Raw genomic sequence first — 21,074 nt, 5'->3', positions numbered from 1 at the left:
TGAATTAGAAAGATACCCTCCTGCGATTTGGTGGTAGCGGCGGGATGGGTTCAATTTATATTAGACGAGGTCAAACTTATGAACATTCAAACGAAACGGTTAGTACTTTTGCCTGTTGAAAAAAAGCATAAACACGACATTTTCGCTAACTTCTCAAATGAGGTAACAACATACATGTTTCCTTGTCCTGCGAATAAAATAAGCGAAACTGAAAGTGTTATTGAAAATTTCACGAAACAACGCATTGATGGCACTGATTTTGTGTATGTGATTACACTTTCGGATACGGGTGAGTTTTTAGGAACATGCGGTTTGCACAAATTAAAAGGTGAAATTCCTGAACTTGGCATCTGGACAAAAATATCAGCTCATGGTAATTATTATGGCAGAGAAGCTATTGGTGGACTGATCGAGTATGCCGAAAATATGGGTATTAAAAAGCTGCTCTATCCTGTTGACAAACGAAATATTGCAAGCAAAAAAATACCGCTCTATTTTGGGGGTGTGCTATCCAGCGAGAAAGAAGTAATAACACTGGATGGACGCAAATTATACCTTGAAGAATATATGATTGATACGAAATGTGGTGAAAAAAGTGAATGAAATAACAAACCGAATATTAAATAAGATTGGTAATCCAGAATTAACGGAGAAAATGGCTTCGTTGTCACAATCTGACCTGAATACATTGCTGCTTGAGATAATGAAGCAAAAAAATATATCTCCTCCAAATATGCTGAAAAGCTATGCGCTAAACCGTTTTTGCGTTCCGAGCGGTTGCGATGCCATAGATTATCACAAGTATGAAATTATGCTATTAGAGCTTGCAAAAAGTGTTGGTATTAAAAGCGTTATGCTTTCTCCCGTTGCACCGTTTGGTAACTGCTCTACATTTGGCTGTGTGGATCAAAACAATATAGTCAGTGCACTTCGTGGAACAGAAGTACTTGCTGACCCAACAAATATGCTCGCAACCATAATTGCGGATAAAATAAAAAATAAAGCACTTGATAATTCTACTGCCGCGCACTTTTGCACAACTGCAAGAACGACGAGAACTCAACCTCTTTTAAGCAAAAATCATTTTGCTCACTTCGGGATATTTTGCATTGTATCGACAGCTAAAGACACTGGCTCTTATTTGAGTGAGAAAGAAATACTTTTAAAGCAGCTTGAGTATTATAAGCTACTGTTACTCGAAAAGTATCATGCAAAAATGTCGGTCACTCTTAGAAAGCGTGGTGGCTATACCGATACCGATGGATTTTTTCAGAGAATGTCAGAACTGATACAAACCGAGCTACCTGATACACCGTTTGATTTTGATTTAGACCATGAGGATAATAATTATTACAAAGGAATCAATTTTAAGATTTATATGGAAAAAGACGGTGAAACCCTTGAAATTGGTGACGGTGGGTTTGTTGATTGGACGCAACAGATGTTATGCAATAAGCGAGAGAGATTGCTTATTAGTGGTATTGGAATTGAGCGAATTATGATGCTATAATCATATTATGAGCAATTTGCTGTGTGCCACTCTCGTTGGCTGCTTTTCGAGAGTATCGAGATAATCTACACAAACAAGCCGCCACACCAACTTTTTACGGTTAGTGTGGCGGCTGTTTTTAAGTGTAAATCAGTTCTGCAAACACAATTTCATCGGCTATCGTCTGTGCCTGTGTCCGTAGCCGAATGCGCTCCATCGTATCCTCAAGGGCATCGTGAGCCTTCATGGCAATCTCTCTTGCGGCTTTATATCCGCCAAGTCGAATCCTCGTCCGCTCGCCTGGGCAAATATCCCCATTATAAAGCAATTCAATCGTCTGTTGCATTATCTCGCCTCCTTCACCTATTATGGTAAGCGATAAATGCTTGCGCGTCCAGACCGGAATCCCAGACAAAGATTTAACGATTTAAAGTGATTTATCCGGCAATAGTGCAGCAAAAAGCCATTGGAACCGTCTGTAAAGATAGTTTCAATGGCTTTTTGGTTTTGTGTGAAATGGATGCTTACAATTTACTTGGAACCGTTTGGCTGTATGCCTTGCTGTTACTTGGTTTGTAAACATCCTTATCACAGAGAGCCTAAAGAGCCTTTCCTGTTTTATTATTTAAATCTTAATATATACATTACTATTGCTTGATTATCTTAGCTACAGTTTCCACATGTGTAGAATGAGGGAACATATCTACAGGTTGTGCCTCAATACATTTAAATCCATGCATATTTAGATAATCTAAATCCCTTGCTAAAGTAGAAGGATTACAAGAAACATAAACAATTCTCTCAGGATTCATTGAAACAATTGTATCTAAAACCTTTTCGTCACAACCCTTTCTAGGTGGGTCTACAACTACAACATTAGCAGTCTTACCCTCACTATACATCTTAGGAACAACCTCTTCTGCCTTACCCACATAGAATTCAGCATTATGTATATTGTTTAATCTAGCATTTACCTTAGCATCTTTTATAGCATCTTCTATAATTTCTATTCCATAAACTTTTTTAGCCTTTTGCGCTAAAAATAAAGATATTGTACCTATACCACAATAAATATCAAAAACAGTATCAGTATCCTTTAAATCTGCATATTCAAGAGCTTTATCATATAATACCTTAGTTTGTATAGGATTTACTTGGAAAAATGACAATGGAGAAATCTCAAATACTAAATCTCCTATATAATCATTTATTTTACCATCTCCATACACAACTATATTCTCTTTTCCAAGAATGGCATTTGTATTTTTTTCATTTATATTTACAACTAAAGTCTTAAATCCAGGTATATTTTCCTCTAATACTGAAGCTAATTCTTTAAGATATGGAAGTCTGTTTCCATTAGCAACTAATACAACCATTACTTCTTTAGTTGTAAATCCAATTTTTGTCACCAAATGTCTAATTACTCCAGTCTGAGACTTTTCATCATATATGCTTACCTTATAAGCTCTTATATACGTTTTTATTATCTTAACAATTTTATCATTTAGTTCATGTTGTATTACACATTTTTCTGTCGATATTACATCGTGAGTCTTCTTTTTGTAAAAACCAATAATAGGAACTCCATTGTTCTTTTGTATTGGAAATTGAGCTTTATTTCTATATCTATATGGCTTCTCCATGCCTATAGTATCATGAACTACCACATCATCCAACTTACCTATTCTTGTAAGCACTTGTTTAACTTCATTTGTTTTCATTTCAAGTTGTTTATTATAGTCTAAATCTTGTATTTGGCACCCTCCACAATCCTTAAGATTGTCACTACACACTCTTTTTACTCTAAATGGAGACTTCTCTATTATTTCAACAATGTCTCCTACAGCATAATTTTTCTTGACCTTATTAATTTTAACTTTAACTTTATCTTGTATTAATCCGCCCTCTACAAAAACTGTAATACCATTGTACTTTCCAACGCCTACTCCAGCCTGTCCAATGTCTACTATATCTACAATATACATCTCGTTTTTTGAAAGCATAAATCACCCTCCAATCACTATATTAAATTTAAATTCTTACAAATTCTTTTCTTTAAATATATATTAAAATCTTGCTATTAACTAAACTATATTTTTTACTAAGCTACAATATTTTATTTTACCAAAAAAAAAGGAGCTTATAAAGCCCCTTGACAAAATAAATTTATTATTTTCTTATAAAACTCTAGTTGAACCTCTATATATTACACCTCTTGATGCATCCACTGTTACAACTTCTCCATCTTTTACTAGATTAGTTATATCATTTGCAGACACAATAACTGGTATATCTAAATTTATTCCTACGATAGCTGTATGTGATGTCATTCCACCATTTTCAGTTACTACAGCTCCTGCTTTCTCTATATAATTGTTCATTTCAGCATCAGTAGCTGTAGAAACTAATATATCTCCTTTATTGAAGTCTACACAAGTATCTCCATTTTTTATTATACGAACTTTACCTTCTACTGTTTGATTACCTACACCTATACCTTGAACAATTTCTTCACTTATTACATGAACCTTTATTAAGTTAGTAGTTCCGCTTACTCCTACTGGTACTCCAGCAGTTATAACCACTAGTTCTCCATTATCTATATAATCTGCTTGTCTAGCTGCTTCTATTGCTTTTTCTATAACTTCATCTGTATTTCCTGCAACAGAAGATTTAACTGGATAAACTCCCCATGTAAGAGCTAGTTTATTCATAGTTTTTTCATTATTTGTAGTAGCTATTATTGGAGATTTTGGTCTAAATTTAGACACCATTCTAGCAGTATAACCTGAAGAAGTAGATGTTATTATAGCTGATGCATCTAAATCTACAGCTGTTGTACAAGTAGCATGGCTTATTGCATCTGTTACTGTAACATTATTAGTACCATTTTCCTTTAACAATCTATCATAATCCAAAGTTTCTTCTGTTCTTTTTGCTATTGTAGCCATCATTTTTACAGCTTCTACAGGATATTTCCCAGCAGCAGTTTCTCCAGATAACATTATTGCATCTGTTCCATCATATATAGCATTAGCTACGTCTGTAACTTCTGCTCTTGTTGGTCTTGGATTTCTTATCATAGAATCAAGCATTTGTGTAGCAGTTACAACTGGTTTTGCTAATTCATTGCATTTTTTTATCATCATTTTCTGAACTATTGGCATTTCTTCAGTAGGTATTTCAACACCTAAATCACCTCTAGCTACCATTATACCATCAGAAACTTTTAATATTTCATCTAAGTTTTCTACACCTTCTTGATTTTCTATCTTAGATATAATTTGTATATCAGTTGCATTGTTATTTTCTAAAATTTCTCTTATTGCTAGTACATCAGATGCTTTCCTTACAAATGAGGCAGCTATATAGTCTATACCTTGGCTTATTCCAAATTCTATGTCGCTTATATCTTTAGGAGTTATTGCTGGTAAATTTATTTTTACACCAGGCACATTTACCCCTTTATGATTTTTTACTATTCCAGAATTTTCAACGATACATACTATATCTTCGCCATTTATTTCTTTTACTCTTAAACCAACTAAGCCATCATCTATTAGTATAGAATCTCCTACTTTAACATCTTCCGCAAGACCCTTATAACTTACTGTACATATTTCTTTAGTTCCTACAACATCTTTCATAGTTATAGTAAATTTTTGTCCTTCTTCTAAAGATACCTCTGGGTCTGCAAAATTACCTGTTCTAATTTCTGGACCTTTAGTGTCTAATAATATAGCAACTGGTTTATTTAGTTTTTCTCTAACTTTTTTTGCCATATCTATTCTTTCCTTGTGTTCTTCATGTGAACCATGGGAAAAGTTAAATCTGCACACATTTAGACCATTTTGCATAAGTTGAGTTAAAACTTCTTCACTTTGTGATGCTGGCCCTAGCGTACAAACAATTTTTGTTTTCTTTACATTATTTAACATATTTGCTCCTCCTGAAATATTATTTCACAGATTTATTTTAAATACTAAGATTTATATAGATAATATTTTTGCCATTTCATAAGCTTCTTTATCAAAAACCTTCTTTTGAGATAAAGCTTCACTTATTTCTAAGTCAATTATTTTGTTTTCTTTTATTCCGACAACTCTAGCTGACTTTCCATCTAGTAGTAATTCTACAGCTCTTACACCAAGTCTGCTTGCTAGTATTCTATCAAATACAGTTGGGCTTCCTCCTCTTTGAACATGACCTAATACAGTTACTCTTAAATCTGCTCCTGATTCTTTTTTAAGTTCCTTCTCTAAATCGCTAGCACTTCCAACTCCTTCTGCCAACACGATTATACTATGTCTCTTACCTCTTTTTTGAGTAGTCTTTAATCTTAAAGCAACTTCATCTACTTTAACCTCTACTTCTGGTACTATTATAGTTTCAGCTCCTCCTGCAAGACCTGCATATAAGGCTAAATCTCCACAGTGTCTTCCCATAACTTCTACTATATTAACTCTTTCATGAGATGATGATGTATCTCTTATTTTACCTATAGCATCTATAATAGTATTCATTGCAGTGTCAAATCCTATAGTGTAATCTGTATATGCTAAGTCATTATCTATAGTTCCTGGTATACCTATAGCTGGAAATCCTAAGTCACTAAGTTTTTGAGCTCCTGTAAATGAACCGTCTCCTCCAATTACTACTAAGCAGTCAATTTTATACTTTTTAAGAATTTTTACTGCCTTTAATCTACCTTCTTCTGTTTTGAATTCTTCACATCTAGAAGATTTTAATATAGTTCCTCCTCTGTGTATAATATCCCCAACAGAAGATAAGTTCATTTCAGTTAAATCTTCTTCCAACAATCCCTTATATCCTCTATTGATTCCATATACTTTGCATCCATAATATATTGCTGACCTTACAACCGCTCTAATCGCAGCATTCATTCCTGGAGCATCTCCTCCACTTGTTAGTAATCCTATAGTTTTCATTTTTTACCTCCTTGGATTTTATGTCAAATTTTTATTATAATCATTCTTATCACATCTTAATGGACTTTTTTCGTCCCTATATCATTTTTCAATCCCATCAAGACTAAAAAAATTAAATGTCCTTAAATGTCCATTTTGTGATATTATATCACAAAACGGACAATATTTTTCATATTATTATAATATATTTAGATTTTTATCCAAAAAATTAAGCTTTTATCTTTATGTTATCCTTAGGAAGTAATCTTTCTAAATTGTTTATAAATTCATCACATATAAAGGTGGATACTCCTGTCATTTTATATGCTTTGCGCTTACCATTTATATTTTCATCCATAGGATATAAGTATATACTGTCATTGCCTGGATATTGCTTTGCTATTTCTATAATATTGTAAGTTGTATCTGTGTCAGACATACTATCTATTTTTAAATACAGTTTTTTTCCACTTTCTAACTTCACATTTTGTACATTTTTAGTTCTTACTGAATTATATTTTTTAGCTTCAAAGTCAGTATTGTCTTTTATATCTTTTATTTCTCTAGCTATAAGTTTTGCATTTTCGCCTTCTTTTATACTTAATGTTCCTTTTACATAAATTATATTATCTTCGTTTAAAATAACATTATATTTTTGTAATAACTGAGGAAAAACTATTATTTCTATAGCACCATATAAATCTTCTAACTCAATAAATGCCATAATTTCATTTCTTTTTGTGGTTTTTATCGTTTTATTTACAATCATTCCACCCATTATTGCATCAGTTTCATTCATTTGTATATATGACTCTTCATCCTCTTTTAATGAATTTAACTTTCCATTATCTATAGATGTTTTTTCTTGTAATTCTTTTTCAAATTGCGATAAAGGATGCCCACTTACATACATTCCCAGAACTTCTTTTTCAAGATTAAGTTTCTCTCTTTCTTCATATTCTGGTCTTTTAGGTAAATTATATATTTGTTGAAAGTCACTATCTTCTTCACTATCTCCAAAAGCATCAAATAATGAAATTTGACCTTGAACATTTTTCTTTCTGTCCATAGAAACACTTTCTAATAAAGTTTCATAACCAGCCATCAGACTAGCTCTATTTTCACTTATATTATCAAAAGCTCCACATTTTATTAAGCTTTCTATTACTCTTTTATTTGTATCTTTTTGGTCTAATCTCTTAACTAAATCAACTAAGTCTATAAATAATCCCTTAGACTCTCTCTCATCAATTATATTATTTATTATATTTACACCAACATTTTTTACAGCAGCCAGACCAAATCTTATGTTGTCACCTTCAACCGAGAATTTTGAAAAACTTTTATTTATGTCTGGTGGCAACACATCTATATCTAATGCTTTACATTCTCTTATATATTCAACTACCTTATCAGTATTTCCCATAACACTAGTTATTAAAGCTGCCATAAACTCAACAGGATAATATGTTTTTAAATAAGCTGTCTCATATGCTAAAACTCCATATGCAGCTGCATGTGATTTATTAAATGCATAACGAGCAAAATCTATCATGTCATCAAATATTTTATTGGCTATTTCCTCTTCTACACCATTTCTAACACACCCTGCAATTTCTATGTTGCCATCTTCATCAAATTTCCCATGAATAAAATATTGTCTTTCTTCTTCCATTACATCCATTTTTTTCTTACTCATGGCTCTTCTAACCAAGTCACTACGACCATAACTATATCCACCTAAATCTCTAACAACTTGCATAACTTGTTCTTGATATACCAAACATCCATATGTAACTTCCATTATTGGTTTTAATTTCTCATGTAAGTATGTTACATCTTTTGGATTACTTTTATTTTTTATATACGCAGGTATAGAGTCCATTGGACCTGGTCTAAATAGGGATATTCCTGCTACAATATCTTCAAAATTATCTGGTTTCAGTTGTTTCATAAAACTCCTCATACCAGCACTTTCCAACTGAAACACTCCTAAAGTATTTCCAGATGAAAGCATTTCATATACCTTTGGATCATCATAGTCCATCTTTGAAAAATCTATATTTTCAGTGTAATTTTTTATTGTTCTATTCTTTTCTATTAAATCAAGTGCATCTCTTATAACTGTAAGTGTTCTTAATCCAAGAAAGTCCATCTTTAAAAGACCAAGTTCTTCAAGTGTTGTCATAGTAAATTGAGTTGTGATTGCATCTTGATGCTTGTACAGAGGTACATACTCATCTACAGGATTTTTGGATATAACAACTCCTGCTGCATGAGTGGAAGCATGTCTTAACATTCCCTCTATTTGCTTTGATATATTGATTATCTCTTTTGTTTCAGGGTCTTGGTCATATAAATCCTTAAGGTTTGGATTTGTATCTAATGCCTTATCTATAGTCATTCCTAAAGCAAATGGTATTTCTTTAGCTATCTTATCAACCTTATTGTAGCCTATATCTAATACTCTTCCAACATCTCTTATTGCGGCTTTTGCACCCATTGTTCCAAAAGTTATTATTTGTGCAACATGGTCATCACCATATTTTCGCTTTACATAGTCTATAACTTCTTCTCTTCTTTCATAGCAAAAATCTATATCTATATCTGGCATAGATATACGTTCTGGATTTAGAAAACGTTCAAATAGGAGAGAATATTTTATTGGGTCTATATCAGTTATCTTAAGTGTATATGCTACTATTGAACCTGCCGCACTACCTCTACCTGGTCCTACTATAATATTATTTTCTTTAGAGAAATTTATAAAGTCCCAAACTATTAAAAAGTATTCCACATAACCCATTTTTTCAATTACATCTAATTCATAGTTTAATCTATCTAGTATCTCACTATCAGGATTATCATATCTTTCTTTTAATCCATTAAAACACAATTCTCTTAAATAAGTTTCTGGCGTATATCCATCTGGAACATCATATTTAGGAAGATGTATAGTGTTAAAATCAAACTCTACATTACACATATCAGCTATTTTTACAGTATTATCAATAGCCTCTAGTGCATATGGGAATAACTCTTCCATTTCTTCTCTTGATTTCAGATAAAACTCATCACTTCCAAATCTCATTCTATTTGGGTCATTTACTGTTTTACCCATTTGAATACACATAAGAACATCATGTATTTTTGAATCTTCTTTATTTACATAGTGAACATCATTAGTAGCAACTAGTGGAATACCAGTCTCTTTTGATAATTTCACTAATCCAGAATTCACTTCTCTCTGTTCTGGTAAATTATGGTCTTGAATTTCTAAAAAGAAATTTTCTTCACCAAATATATCTTTGTAATCAATGGCAAACTTTTTTGCTTTTTCATAATTTCTATTCATCAAAGCACGTGCAACATCTCCTGCAAGACATGCAGAAAGTGCTACAATCCCTTCACAATGCTTTCTAAGTTCTTCCATATCGACTCTAGGCTTATAGTAGAAGCCTTCTACATATGAAGTTGAGACTATTTTTATCAAATTTTTATAGCCTTCCATATTCTTAGCTAACAAAACTAAATGTCCTTGATATTTATCATAATTAGGGTCTTTATCTCTTAATCCACGTGCAGCTGTATAAACTTCACACCCTATAATTGGTTTTATTCCTTCTTTTATAGCTGTTTTATAAAAATCTATAACACCAAACATACAACCATGGTCAGTAATAGCAATTGAACTCATATTTAATTCTTTAGCTCTTTTTATAAGTTTTTTCACCCTCGAAAATCCATCAAGTAAACTATACTCGGTATGTACATGAAGATGAGCAAAATCTTTTTCCATTAAATCACCTCCTGTTTTATAAATTTAATTTTACCACAAATACATGTCTTAAAACAAAAACAGAGACTTTTATCTCAAAATAGGAATTAACTTCCACCTATAACCCTATATGTTGAAATTAATTCTTATTTTGAGATTGTCCCCTCAAATTTATTATAATGATTTTTTTTTCAAGTCTGTCGCGATTTCTTCTATTTTTCTAAGTCTATGATTGACACCAGATTTTCCTATTGGCGGGTCTAACATCTCTCCAAGCTCCTTGAGAGTCATATCTTCATACTCAATTCTAATCTTGGCTATTTCTTGTAAATTTTCTGGTAAGCTACTAATCCCTATAGTTTCTTGTATTAGTCTAATATTTTCTACTTGTCTTACGGCTGCATTTACTGTTTTAGAAAGGTTAGCTGTCTCGCAATTTACTATTCTGTTTACATTATTTCTCATTTCTTTTACTATTTTAGTATTTTGGAGACTTAAAAGAGCGTGGTGTCCTCCTATAATACTTAATAAATCGGATATTTGTTCACTCTCTTTAAGATAAACAACATAATTATTTTTTCTAGCCACAATTTTACTATTAAAGCCTAAAGAATTTATAAGTTCTTTTAATGAATCTGCAAAATCCTCATTGTTAGTTACAAATTCCATATGATAGTTTTTTTCTGGATCACTTATAGAACCTCCACCAAGAAAAGCTCCTCTTATAAAAGCTCTTTTACATCCCTCATGTTTAACCAAACTTTCTGGAACTCTATTTATAGTAAAAAATCCCTCTTTTTCTTCCAATACACCTAATTTTTTTAATAACATTTCTGAACCCATTTCACTTGTTACCATTAATACATAACTATTATTTCTCTTTAACATTTGATTTTTATTTACAGAAATTGTAGTATTTATGCTGAAATTCTTTTTTAATAACTTAAAGACTTTACGGGCTATTGAGTTTAATTCTGTTGTTATTTTTAAATTTAGTTTTTTATATCCAACAATTTGTATACTTCCCCCTGATTTAACTAGAGCTGACAGTTCAGCTATATTACAACATTCATTCTCAGATACAATTCTCGCTAGTTCATTTTTGGTTTCAGTTGAAAAAGACATATATATCACCCATTAACTAATTTTTCTTTAACCTTTTTTTTATTTCCTGCAAGGCAACCTTTATTATTTCCTTTTCATCATCATACCTAGCTAGGTCTACCACTCTATCTAGATGGATAAATTTAGCATCAATAAAGCCTTCCTCTTTTTGTGGAATAGTATCCATATTTTTTGCTTGCATTAAGTACCAAAAAACTGTTTTATGAACTGCTCTATTTTCATCCCAGTTTTCTTTGAATGTATAGTGTATTTCACCTAAATATTTCAATATATCTGCTTTTACTCCAGTTTCTTCGCTTACTTCACGTAATGCTGCCTCTTGGTTATTTTCCCCTTCTTCTACTTTTCCTTTGGGTAGCACCCAATCTCCATTGAACTTCCTTAGTAAAAGAATCGTATTGCCAAACAGGACTACACCACCAGCACTAACCTCTTCTCTCATCGATGTTCACTCCTTAAAACTAACATAATGATAAGGATTTCTACACTTTTTTTTAAAATCCTTTTTTACTAACTTTTGTTGTAATTATGATTTAGGGCTAACTCAATAACTATGTTAGATATATATTTTGCATCATGTCTTATATAATTATTTTTTATTTCAATCAAATTTTTTTCTACGGTTTTTATACCCATCTCTTTTAACTTATCTTTTTGTTTTTTATCTAGTAAAACCTGTTCTGCTCCATCTTGTTTATATAAATCAAGCATTCCTTCTGGCAATATTTCGTTATTTGCTATCACATAATCTATCAAATTATTGTCAGTATGCTTTATTATCGCATTAATATGTTCTAATACATTATATCCTTCTGTTTCCCCTGGTTGAGTCATTATATTTGATATATACACTTTTGGCGCTAGAGAGGCTTTAATGGCGTCTACAACACCATCTACAAGTAAGTTTGGTATTATACTAGTATATAAACTTCCAGGACCCATAATTATAATATCAGCATCATAAATAGATGCAATAACATCTCCTAATGGTTTAACATCTTTAGGATTTAAAAAAATCTCATCAATAGAACTTTTTTGATTTTTTGATTCTTCAGGTATACTAGATTCGCCATTTACTATTTCACCATTTTTTAATTTGGCAACTAAGTTTACATCTTCTAGTGTTACTGGCAAAACCCTACCTGTTATAGCAAAAATCTCACTTAATTTATACACAGCTTTTTCAAAGTTTCCATATAATCCATTCATAGCAGCTAAAAATAGATTCCCAAAACTTTGACCTTTTAAAAGTCCCTCTGTAAACCTATATTGCATAACTTCATTCATAGTTGGTTCTATATTTGCAAGTGCTAACAGGCAATTTCTTATATCTCCTGGTGGAAGCATTCCTAAGTCTTCTCTTAATACTCCTGAACCTCCACCATCATCAGCAACAGTAACAATCGCAGTTATATTCTGCGTAGAGTGTTTAAGCCCCCTCAGAAACACTGATTGACCAGTTCCTCCACCTATTACTACTACATTAGGGTCTCTATTTTCAATAACAGACCTCTGAAATAACCTTACTTTTTCATTCTTTGCTTTCTTATATATAAATAACGATACAATTAATGCAATCCAACCTAAAATTCCTACAATAATAAGTAATTTAGCCATGTTTGCCTCCATTATCGTAACATAGAGTCTCTGTGTTTTTTTACAACTCTATATCCTTTATTAGATAAATCCTCCGCTATAAGATTTGTTATAGTAACTGACCTATGTCTTCCACCTGTACATCCAACACCAATTACTAGATGTTGTTTTCCTTCTTCTATATATTGAGGTACTAAGAAATGAATCATATCCAAAAGTTTTACATAAAATTCCTCACTAATTTTAGAATTCATAACATAATCTCTAACTTCTTTATCGTCACCAGTTTTAGATCTCAATTCTTCAACATAATATGGATTAGGAAGAAATCTTACATCGAATACTAAATCTGCATCAGCAAGTATACCATGTTTAAATCCAAAAGATACTACAGATATAGTTAAATTAGGATTATCTTCACCAGAAGAATATATTTTCTTTATTTCTTCTTTAAGGTCTTTTGGTTTCATATTAGTTGTGTCAATTATGCATGTAGAAAATCCCTTTAAAGGCTCCATTATTTTTCTTTCCATTTTTATACCTTCTGGAATTTGCATGTCTTTCGCCAATGGGTGATTTCTTCTTGTCATTTTATATCTCTTTAACAATACATCATCATTACAATCTAAATACACCATTTCATATTCATAATTTTCTTTTTCTAAGTAGTTTAAACTTTCATGAAGAGCTTCAAAAAACTTTCTTCCTCTTATATCTATACCTAGAGCAACTTTATCAATACTTGAATTTGGTTGATAACATAATTCTGCAAATTTAGTTATCAAAGCAGGAGGTAGATTATCTACACAATAAAATCCCATATCCTCTAAAGCTCTCATTGTTTCACTTTTTCCAGACCCTGAAAGACCTGTAACTATAACAAATTTCATTGCTAACTCCTCCTTTTTATCTTCTGTTTATTACACTTTTATCTTTCGATTATTACACTATAATATTTTCTACTAATGATATATCCATATTTGAATCATATACAGCTTTTATAGCTCGTTTAAAATCACCCACTCTTTCTGGGCAATGTGCATCTGACCCTATTATAAATTTATTTCCTATTTCTTTTATTTCGTTTATTTGTTTTACATTTAAAAAAGAATGACTACTATTTATTTCAAGCCTTGTATCTGTCTTTTTTGCTACCTTTGCTATTTCTTCTATATATACATCACCTTTATCACCAGGATGTGTAATTACAAAAATATCATTATTATTCATAGCATTTATTACGGCTTTTGTATTATACTCTTTTGCTTTTTCAGTTTTAAAAATATAGTTATTACAATGATTTAATAAACTTCCAAATGATGTAGGAGTAGAACCAAAATGGTATCCAGCCATGATATAGTCAAGTTCTTTTATAAATTTTTCATCCATGTCTATATTACCTTTATCATCTAATATGTTACACTCCATACCCAAAAGTATATTTATATCACTATATTTATCATTCAAAGAATTTATTTCTTCTCTCATTTTATGAATATCTTTCCTCTTTACACCATATGCAATATGTTTATAACTATGGTCTGATATTCCGATTGTCTTTATCCCTTTAGCAATGGCCACCTTTACATTATCTTCAATAGTTCCCTTACCATGACTATATAATGTATGTGTATGATAATCAGCCAATATTTTCATTTGTTAATCCTCTCCAAGTATTTTGACTTCTTCTTCCAACATAACCCCAAACTTGGTATATACAGCACTTTTTATAACATATATTAAATCTAAAATATCTTTAGCACTTGCTTCTCCTAAATTAATCACAAATCCACAATGCTTCTCAGATACTTGAGCACCTCTTAAAGTAAGTCCTCTTAGTCCAGTTTCTTCTATTAACTTCCCTGCAAAATATCCTGTTGGTCTTTTAAATGTACTTCCTGCACTAGCAAAATTTAATGGTTGCTTAGTTGTTCTTCTTGTTGTTAAATCATCCATTAAACTTTTTATTTCATCATAATTTCCTTTTTGTAAATCTATTTCTGCTGATAAAGCTATATACCCATTTTTCGTTATTATACTTTTTCTATACCCAAATTCCATCTGTTCATTTGACAGTTCAAAGATATTTCCTTCCATATCTATTAATCTTACCGATTTTACTATATCTTTCATTTCACCACCATATGCTCCTGCATTCATGGCTAATGCTCCACCCAATGTTCCAGGTATACCTGAGGCAAACTCAAATCCTTTTAATTCTTGTTTTTGAAGAGCTTTACCTAAAACAGATAATAAAGCTCCTGACTGAGCAATTATTTTAGTGCCCTTTATCTCATAAGAATTAAAGTTGTCTGCAAGTTCTATTACTATGCCTCTTATTCCACCATCTTTAATTAGAATATTTGAACCATTTCCAATTATTAAATATGGAATAGACTCTTTTTTCACTAATTGAAGTACATTTTTTAACTGCTCTTCAGTTCTAGGTCTAACCAATATATCGGCTGGCCCTCCAACTCTAAATGAGATATGTTTTTTCATAGGTTCATCTATTTTTATATCATCTTTGCTTAATATATTTAATAAATTTTCATATATATCTTGATTATTCATTGTATTTCCTCCCAAATTATACTAAACTTCAGTTGTCATTATTATCTAAATTATATTAATATATAGTATTAACTATATTCAATAATATATGATTTTGCTTATCATACAGATTTCATATTTTTAAGTTTTTTAATTCCAAACTATATTCAATAAATATATAATAAAGTAAAAAAAAAAAAATAACAACATATAAAAGAACATAAATAATTTAAAAAAAGCATCAATATCGCTGATATCAATGCTTTAAAAGGCTATTTAATTCGTATTATTTATCTAACTATTTTTCACATAGCAAAGATAATAAATTCCCCCAACTATTATAGAACCTCCAACTACATTTCCAAGCGTTACAAATACCAAATTAGTTATTAATTGAACCATAGTAATATCTGCTCCTAATGCCATTCCCATTGGTATAAAAAACATATTTGCAACACTATGTTGGAATCCACATAACACAAATAACATTATTACTGTCCAACATGAGGCTAACTTAGATACTATGTCTTGAGATGCTGTAGCCATCCATACAGCTAAAACTACTAAAATGTTACAAAGTATTGCTTTTAAAAACATTGAAACTATCGTTGAATTAACTTTAGCTTCTGCTACAGCTATGGCTTTTGTAGCTGCATCCCCTGTTAATGTAGAAGAATAATATAAAAGTGCCACTAAAAGTAGTGAACCTACTAGATTTGCAAAATAAACTAAGCCCCAGTTTCTTAGCATTTTCCCTAATGTTATTTTTTTATCCATAAGTGGAATAAACATTAAGGTATTTCCAGTGAATAATTCTGCCCCTGCTACCACTACAAGCATAAGACCTACTGGAAAGACCATGGCACTTAAAAAACTAGCTATTCCTGGGTCTATCTTACCAAAAGTCTGACTAATTATTATACTACCCAATGCCCCAAAACCTATAAATGCTCCTCCAAGTAAACCTAATAAAATTGCATTTTGTGTTGAAATATTCGCTTTTTTAATGCCTGCACTTATAGTTGCTTGTGCAGTTTCCCCAGGTGTCAAGAATCCTTTACTCATAAATCCTTCCCCCTTAAAAATTATACTTTTCCTTGTCTTTTTATGGCAATAATTATATAATAACAATATGATATATAATAAATTTTATTAATATAAAAAATATACTATATGTTTATATATACTTGTCTCATATAATTATATTATTTATTATATACCAACTTTGTTAATTTCGAAATAATTTATATTGAATTTGAAAAATTTACCTTTCGAATATTTATTTTACTTTTTTATTGTTGAGGTATTATATATAATAGATATATGTTTGTGTTATTATATATAATTACTTATTTTAATAAATATTTAAAGGAGGAAATTTTATGTTTGATATATCATTTTTCGAAATGTCAATATATGAAATAGCAGTTACTACAATATATATAATTAATTTCATGGTTATACTAAATCTCATTTTTAGAGAAAAGAGAAATATAAATACAACTCTAACATGGCTTCTTATATTAGTATTAATACCAGCTCTTGGATTTATACTTTATATAGCTTTTGGCAGAAATATTTCAAAAAACAATATGTTTAGATTAAAAGAAAAGGATGATAAGATAATCAAAAGCAATATACTAGATACTCAAGTTAAATTACAATCTACATCTGAAATTAATTCAGAGATACATCAACATAAGGATATGATTTATGCATTAGCTAATTCAAATAATGCTCATTATACCAATAATAACGATGTGTGGATTTACGCTGAGTCTAGTCAATTTTTTAACACTCTTCTTGAAGAACTTAAGAAAGCAAAGAAATATATAAACATACAGTTTTACATTTTCAAAGATGACAAAATCGGAACTGAAATAATTGACATTCTAGTAGATAAAGCCAAAGAAGGTGTAGAAGTAAGACTTTTATTTGACGCCGTTGGTGGTAGAACACTAAAAAATAGTACACTTTCTAGATTAAAAGAAAGTGGTGTTAAAGTTGGAAGTTTCTTTCCATCATTCTTAAAAATTGTAAACTTTAACTTAAACTACAGAAACCACCGAAAAATAGTTGTCATTGATGGAAAAGTAGGATTTGTAGGTGGATACAATGTTGGAGACGAATATCTAGGTAGAAATCCAAAATTTGGTCTATGGAGAGATACACATACTAAACTTACTGGTGATTGTGTAATTGACCTAAATATGAGGTTTATCCTTGATTGGAGATATACAACTAAAGAAGATTTAGATTTAGAAAAGTACTTCGTAGAAAGTGAAACACCTTCTGATTGTCCTTCTGAAAATATTGGGATTCAGATAGTATCAAGTGGTCCAGATATATTAGAACTTGATGAAATTAAATATGGTTACCTTAAAATGATTCAGAAAGCTAGAAAGTATATATACATACAGAGTCCTTATTTAATACTTGACTCAACATTTATAGATACTTTAAAAATAGCTTGTTTATCTGGTGTTGATGTAAGAATTATGATTCCTTCTAAACCTGACCATCCTTTTGTATACTGGGCATCATATTCATATGCTGGAGAACTTTTAAAATTTGGAGCTAAAATCTACACTTATGGTGAAAATGCATTTTTACATGCTAAGACAATAGTTATAGATGACTCTATATGTTCTATAGGAACAGCTAATATGGATATAAGAAGCTTTGAGCTTAATTTTGAAGTAAATGCATTTATGTACTCTTCAAAAAAAGCACTAGAGCAAAGAGTTATATTTGAAAATGATATTTTAGATTCAAAAGAAATAACATTAGATGTATATAATTCTAGGTCTACTTATATAAAAATCAAGGAATCAATTTCTAGACTATTATCATCAGTTTTATAAATCTTTTATTTTATAAAAATTTTACCTTTTGGTTTATTTTTTAAAGTTTTTTATATATATTATTTTTTTTTTATTGGATTCAGTCCATTTTTTTTATTTTTTTTAACTATTCTGAATTATTTTATATTATAATAGACTAGTATAGTTTTTTTTTAATAGGTAACTTTTTTGCATTGTTTTTATGAATAAAGAAATTGTTGTATATTATTCTTTCTTTATTGTTTTGGTTTTGTTCACCAACATAATATTGGTGTCAACTCATGGTTAATTATTTTATGAAAAATAATAACTTTAAAAAGAAAAGGGGGATTTGTTATGTGCGATTTTATTTCACACAACAAGCAGTTATTTGACGAATTAGATATATTTATTGACTCTCTTGCAACAAAGGAAGGTGCTTTGATACAAGTTCTACATGAAGCTCAAGGTATATTTGGATATCTTCCAAAAGAAGTACAACTTCATGTTGCTAAAAGACTTGGAGTAGCTCCTGCAAAGGTATATGGGGTTGTTACATTCTATTCTTATTTCACTACAGAACCTGTAGGTAAGTATAAAATAAGTGTCTGTCTAGGTACTGTATGTTTTGTAAAAGGTGCTGATAAGATATTAAGTGCTTTTGAAAAACAGCTTGGTATAAAAGTTGGAGAAACTACTAGTGATTTTAAATTTTCTTTAGAAGGTTTAAGATGTTTGGGGGCATGTGGTTTAGCTCCAGTTGTTACTGTAAATGGTAAAGTTTATGGTAAAGTAAAACCAGATCAAGTAAGCGAAATATTGGATACTTATAGAGAATTAGAATTGAATTGTTAAGAGGGGTGAATAAATAATGCGTAAAGTAAATTCATTTGATGAATTAAAAGTTTTAGCTGATGAGCTAAAACCTAGTCTTAGCCTAAGAAAAAATTATTCTAAGGAAAATGTATTAAGAAGAGAATTACTTGTTTGTTGTGATACTGGATGTACATCTTCAAACAGTATGGAAATAGTTAGTGAGTTAGAAAATGAAATAAAAAAATCAGGAATACAAGACAAGGTTGATGTTCGTTTAACAGGTTGTTTTGGTTTCTGTGCTCAAGGTCCTATCGTAAAAGTTTATCCTGATAACGTTTTCTATGTGAAAGTTGAACCATCTGATGCTGAAAAGATAGTTCAAAATCACTTAATTAGAAATACAGTTGTTGAGGAATTATTATATGAAGAAGAATCTTTAAATAAAAAAGTAGAAGCACAAGAAGAAATGTCTTTCTACAAAAAACAATTACGTATAGCTCTAAAGAATTGTGGGCTTATAGACCCAGATAGTTTAGAGGATTATATTGCTAATGATGGTTATTTAGCTCTAGGTAAATGTTTAACGACTCTTACTCCTCAAGAAGTTATTGCAGAAGTAAAGACTTCTGGTCTTCGTGGTAGAGGAGGAGCTGGATTCCCTACAGGTTCTAAATGGGAAGCTGCTTCAAAGAATCCTGCTGGCCCAACTGATAAAAAATTCGTTGTCTGTAATGCTGATGAAGGAGACCCTGGTGCATTCATGGATAGATCTGTACTTGAAGGAGACCCTCATAGTGTACTAGAAGCTATGGCAATATGTGGATATGCTATAGGTTCTGATACAGGGTACATATATATAAGAGCTGAATATCCAAAATCTATAGAAAGACTAAAAGTAGCTATAGCTCAAGCTGAAGCACATGGCTTACTTGGTGAAAATATCTTAGGTACTGGATTTAACTTCAAATTAGAATTAAAATACGGTGCAGGAGCTTTCGTTTGTGGTGAAGGTACAGCTTTAATGCATTCAATTGAAGGTAGACGTGGTGAACCTAGAATGAAGACTTATAGTTCTTCTAAAAGTGGATTATGGAAATCTCCTACTTGCTTAAACAATGTTGAAACTTTTGCTAATATTCCAGCAATCATACTTAAGGGTGGAGACTGGTTTGCTAACTTAGGTACTGATGATTCTAGTGGTACTAAAGTTTTTGCTCTTGGTGGAAAAGTAGAAAATGTAGGTCTTGTTGAAGTTGCAATGGGTACTACTTTAAGAGATATTGTATTTGAAATTGGTGGAGGAATTCCTGAAGGCAAAAACTTCAAGGCAGTTCAAACAGGTGGACCGTCTGGTGGATGTATACCAACTGAACATTTAGATATACCTATAGATTTTGGTTCATTAAGCTCTATAGGCTCAATGATGGGTTCTGGTGGTATGCTTGTTCTTGATGAATCTGACTGTATGGTAGATATAGCCAAATTCTTCCTTGAGTTTACTGTTGAAGAATCTTGTGGTAAATGTACACCTTGTCGTATAGGTACTACGAGATTATTAGAAATATTAACTAAAATTACAGAAGGTAATGGTACTCTACAAGATTTAGACGACCTAGAAAACCTTGCTGAAACTATACAAACTGCTTCATTATGTGGTCTTGGTAAAGCTGCTCCAAACCCTGTTTTAAGTACTCTTCAATATTTCAAAGATGAGTATATAGCACATGTTGTAGATAAGAAATGTCCTGCTGGCAAATGTCAAAACTTACTTTCTTACTTCATAACAGATGCTTGTAAGGGTTGTACAAAATGTTCTAGAGTGTGTCCTGCTGGTTGTATAACAGGTTCTGTTAAAGAACAACATACAATAGATACTTCTAAGTGTCTAAAATGTGGTGCTTGTATAGATAATTGTACATTTAATGCTATAATCAAGAAATAACTTATTTGGAGGAGGAATAACA

17 protein-coding genes are annotated in these 21,074 nt (G+C 31.0%); 5 read left to right on the top strand and 12 right to left on the bottom strand.

Annotation, left to right across the window (positions count from 1 at the left end; translation table 11 throughout):
• Positions 1 to 78 precede the first annotated feature (78 nt).
• Both IC174_RS00150 and IC174_RS00145 read left to right on the top strand, forming a co-directional pair.
• The gene (locus IC174_RS00150) at positions 79 to 603 is read left to right on the top strand and encodes a GNAT family N-acetyltransferase (protein ID WP_227481811.1); all 525 of its coding nucleotides are present in this window, start codon (positions 79 to 81) and stop codon (positions 601 to 603) included.
• On the top strand, positions 596 to 1,510 hold the full coding sequence (locus IC174_RS00145; RefSeq protein WP_227435614.1) for a hypothetical protein: 915 nt from the start codon (positions 596 to 598) through the stop codon (positions 1,508 to 1,510). Before IC174_RS00150 ends, IC174_RS00145 begins: the two co-directional genes overlap by 8 nt.
• 118 nt (positions 1,511 to 1,628) lie before the next feature.
• Here IC174_RS00145 and IC174_RS00140 read toward each other — a convergent pair whose 3' ends face one another.
• The 12 genes from IC174_RS00140 to IC174_RS00085 form a co-directional block, all read right to left on the bottom strand.
• Positions 1,629 to 1,835 carry a TnpV protein gene (locus tag IC174_RS00140; protein WP_227481810.1) on the bottom strand — a complete coding sequence of 69 codons (207 nt, stop codon included), beginning with the start codon at positions 1,833 to 1,835 and terminating at the stop codon, positions 1,629 to 1,631.
• Positions 1,836 to 2,136: 301 nt separating this feature from the next.
• Entirely contained in the window at positions 2,137 to 3,495 is a 1,359-nt protein-coding gene (rlmD, locus tag IC174_RS00135) for a 23S rRNA (uracil(1939)-C(5))-methyltransferase RlmD (RefSeq protein ID WP_227481809.1), read from the bottom strand.
• Positions 3,496 to 3,669: 174 nt separating this feature from the next.
• Positions 3,670 to 5,430: a pyruvate kinase gene (gene pyk, locus IC174_RS00130; protein ID WP_227481808.1), complete on the bottom strand. Its 1,761-nt coding sequence runs from the start codon at positions 5,428 to 5,430 to the stop codon at positions 3,670 to 3,672.
• 51 nt (positions 5,431 to 5,481) lie between these two features.
• Positions 5,482 to 6,441, bottom strand: coding sequence for a 6-phosphofructokinase (gene pfkA, locus IC174_RS00125; protein ID WP_227435605.1), 960 nt, complete (start codon positions 6,439 to 6,441; stop codon positions 5,482 to 5,484).
• Positions 6,442 to 6,649: 208 nt separating this feature from the next.
• On the bottom strand, positions 6,650 to 10,219 hold the full coding sequence (locus IC174_RS00120; RefSeq protein ID WP_227435603.1) for a DNA polymerase III subunit alpha: 3,570 nt from the start codon (positions 10,217 to 10,219) through the stop codon (positions 6,650 to 6,652).
• Positions 10,220 to 10,372: 153 nt separating this feature from the next.
• Complete coding sequence (whiA, locus tag IC174_RS00115) at positions 10,373 to 11,323, bottom strand: DNA-binding protein WhiA (RefSeq protein WP_227435601.1); 951 nt, start codon at positions 11,321 to 11,323, stop codon at positions 10,373 to 10,375.
• Between the two features lie 16 nt (positions 11,324 to 11,339).
• Positions 11,340 to 11,765, bottom strand: coding sequence for an NUDIX hydrolase (locus tag IC174_RS00110; protein WP_003416968.1), 426 nt, complete (start codon positions 11,763 to 11,765; stop codon positions 11,340 to 11,342).
• 68 nt (positions 11,766 to 11,833) lie between these two features.
• Positions 11,834 to 12,940, bottom strand: a complete 1,107-nt coding sequence (locus tag IC174_RS00105) for a gluconeogenesis factor YvcK family protein (RefSeq protein WP_227435600.1) — start codon at positions 12,938 to 12,940, stop codon at positions 11,834 to 11,836.
• Positions 12,941 to 12,951: 11 nt separating this feature from the next.
• Positions 12,952 to 13,809 (bottom strand): RNase adapter RapZ, encoded by an 858-nt coding sequence (gene rapZ, locus IC174_RS00100; protein ID WP_227435598.1) that lies wholly within the window; start codon positions 13,807 to 13,809, stop codon positions 12,952 to 12,954.
• A gap of 52 nt (positions 13,810 to 13,861) precedes the next feature.
• Positions 13,862 to 14,575 carry a PHP domain-containing protein gene (locus IC174_RS00095; RefSeq protein ID WP_227435589.1) on the bottom strand — a complete coding sequence of 238 codons (714 nt, stop codon included), beginning with the start codon at positions 14,573 to 14,575 and terminating at the stop codon, positions 13,862 to 13,864.
• Between the two features lie 3 nt (positions 14,576 to 14,578).
• Positions 14,579 to 15,493 (bottom strand): UDP-N-acetylmuramate dehydrogenase, encoded by a 915-nt coding sequence (gene murB / locus IC174_RS00090; RefSeq protein WP_227481807.1) that lies wholly within the window; start codon positions 15,491 to 15,493, stop codon positions 14,579 to 14,581.
• A gap of 273 nt (positions 15,494 to 15,766) precedes the next feature.
• Complete coding sequence (locus tag IC174_RS00085) at positions 15,767 to 16,537, bottom strand: formate/nitrite transporter family protein (protein WP_227481806.1); 771 nt, start codon at positions 16,535 to 16,537, stop codon at positions 15,767 to 15,769.
• 317 nt (positions 16,538 to 16,854) lie between these two features.
• Here IC174_RS00085 and cls point away from each other — a divergent pair, with 317 nt between their 5' ends.
• The 3 genes from cls (at position 16,855) to IC174_RS00070 (ending at position 21,052) form a co-directional block, all read left to right on the top strand.
• A complete protein-coding gene (cls, locus tag IC174_RS00080; protein WP_227435582.1) occupies positions 16,855 to 18,336 on the top strand; it encodes a cardiolipin synthase in 1,482 nt (493 codons plus the stop codon).
• 315 nt (positions 18,337 to 18,651) lie between these two features.
• The gene (locus tag IC174_RS00075) at positions 18,652 to 19,149 is read left to right on the top strand and encodes a complex I 24 kDa subunit family protein (RefSeq protein ID WP_227435580.1); all 498 of its coding nucleotides are present in this window, start codon (positions 18,652 to 18,654) and stop codon (positions 19,147 to 19,149) included.
• A 16-nt stretch (positions 19,150 to 19,165) separates the two neighbouring features.
• Positions 19,166 to 21,052 carry an NADH-quinone oxidoreductase subunit NuoF gene (locus IC174_RS00070; protein ID WP_227435578.1) on the top strand — a complete coding sequence of 629 codons (1,887 nt, stop codon included), beginning with the start codon at positions 19,166 to 19,168 and terminating at the stop codon, positions 21,050 to 21,052.
• Positions 21,053 to 21,074 lie beyond the last annotated feature (22 nt).

Origin of the sequence: Clostridioides sp. ES-S-0001-03 (assembly GCF_020676075.1) — a bacterium.
Classification (GTDB): Bacteria; Bacillota; Clostridia; order Peptostreptococcales; family Peptostreptococcaceae; genus Clostridioides.
Note: the sequence above shows the minus strand (reverse complement) of the source record. Positions and strands in the feature narration are given on the sequence as shown.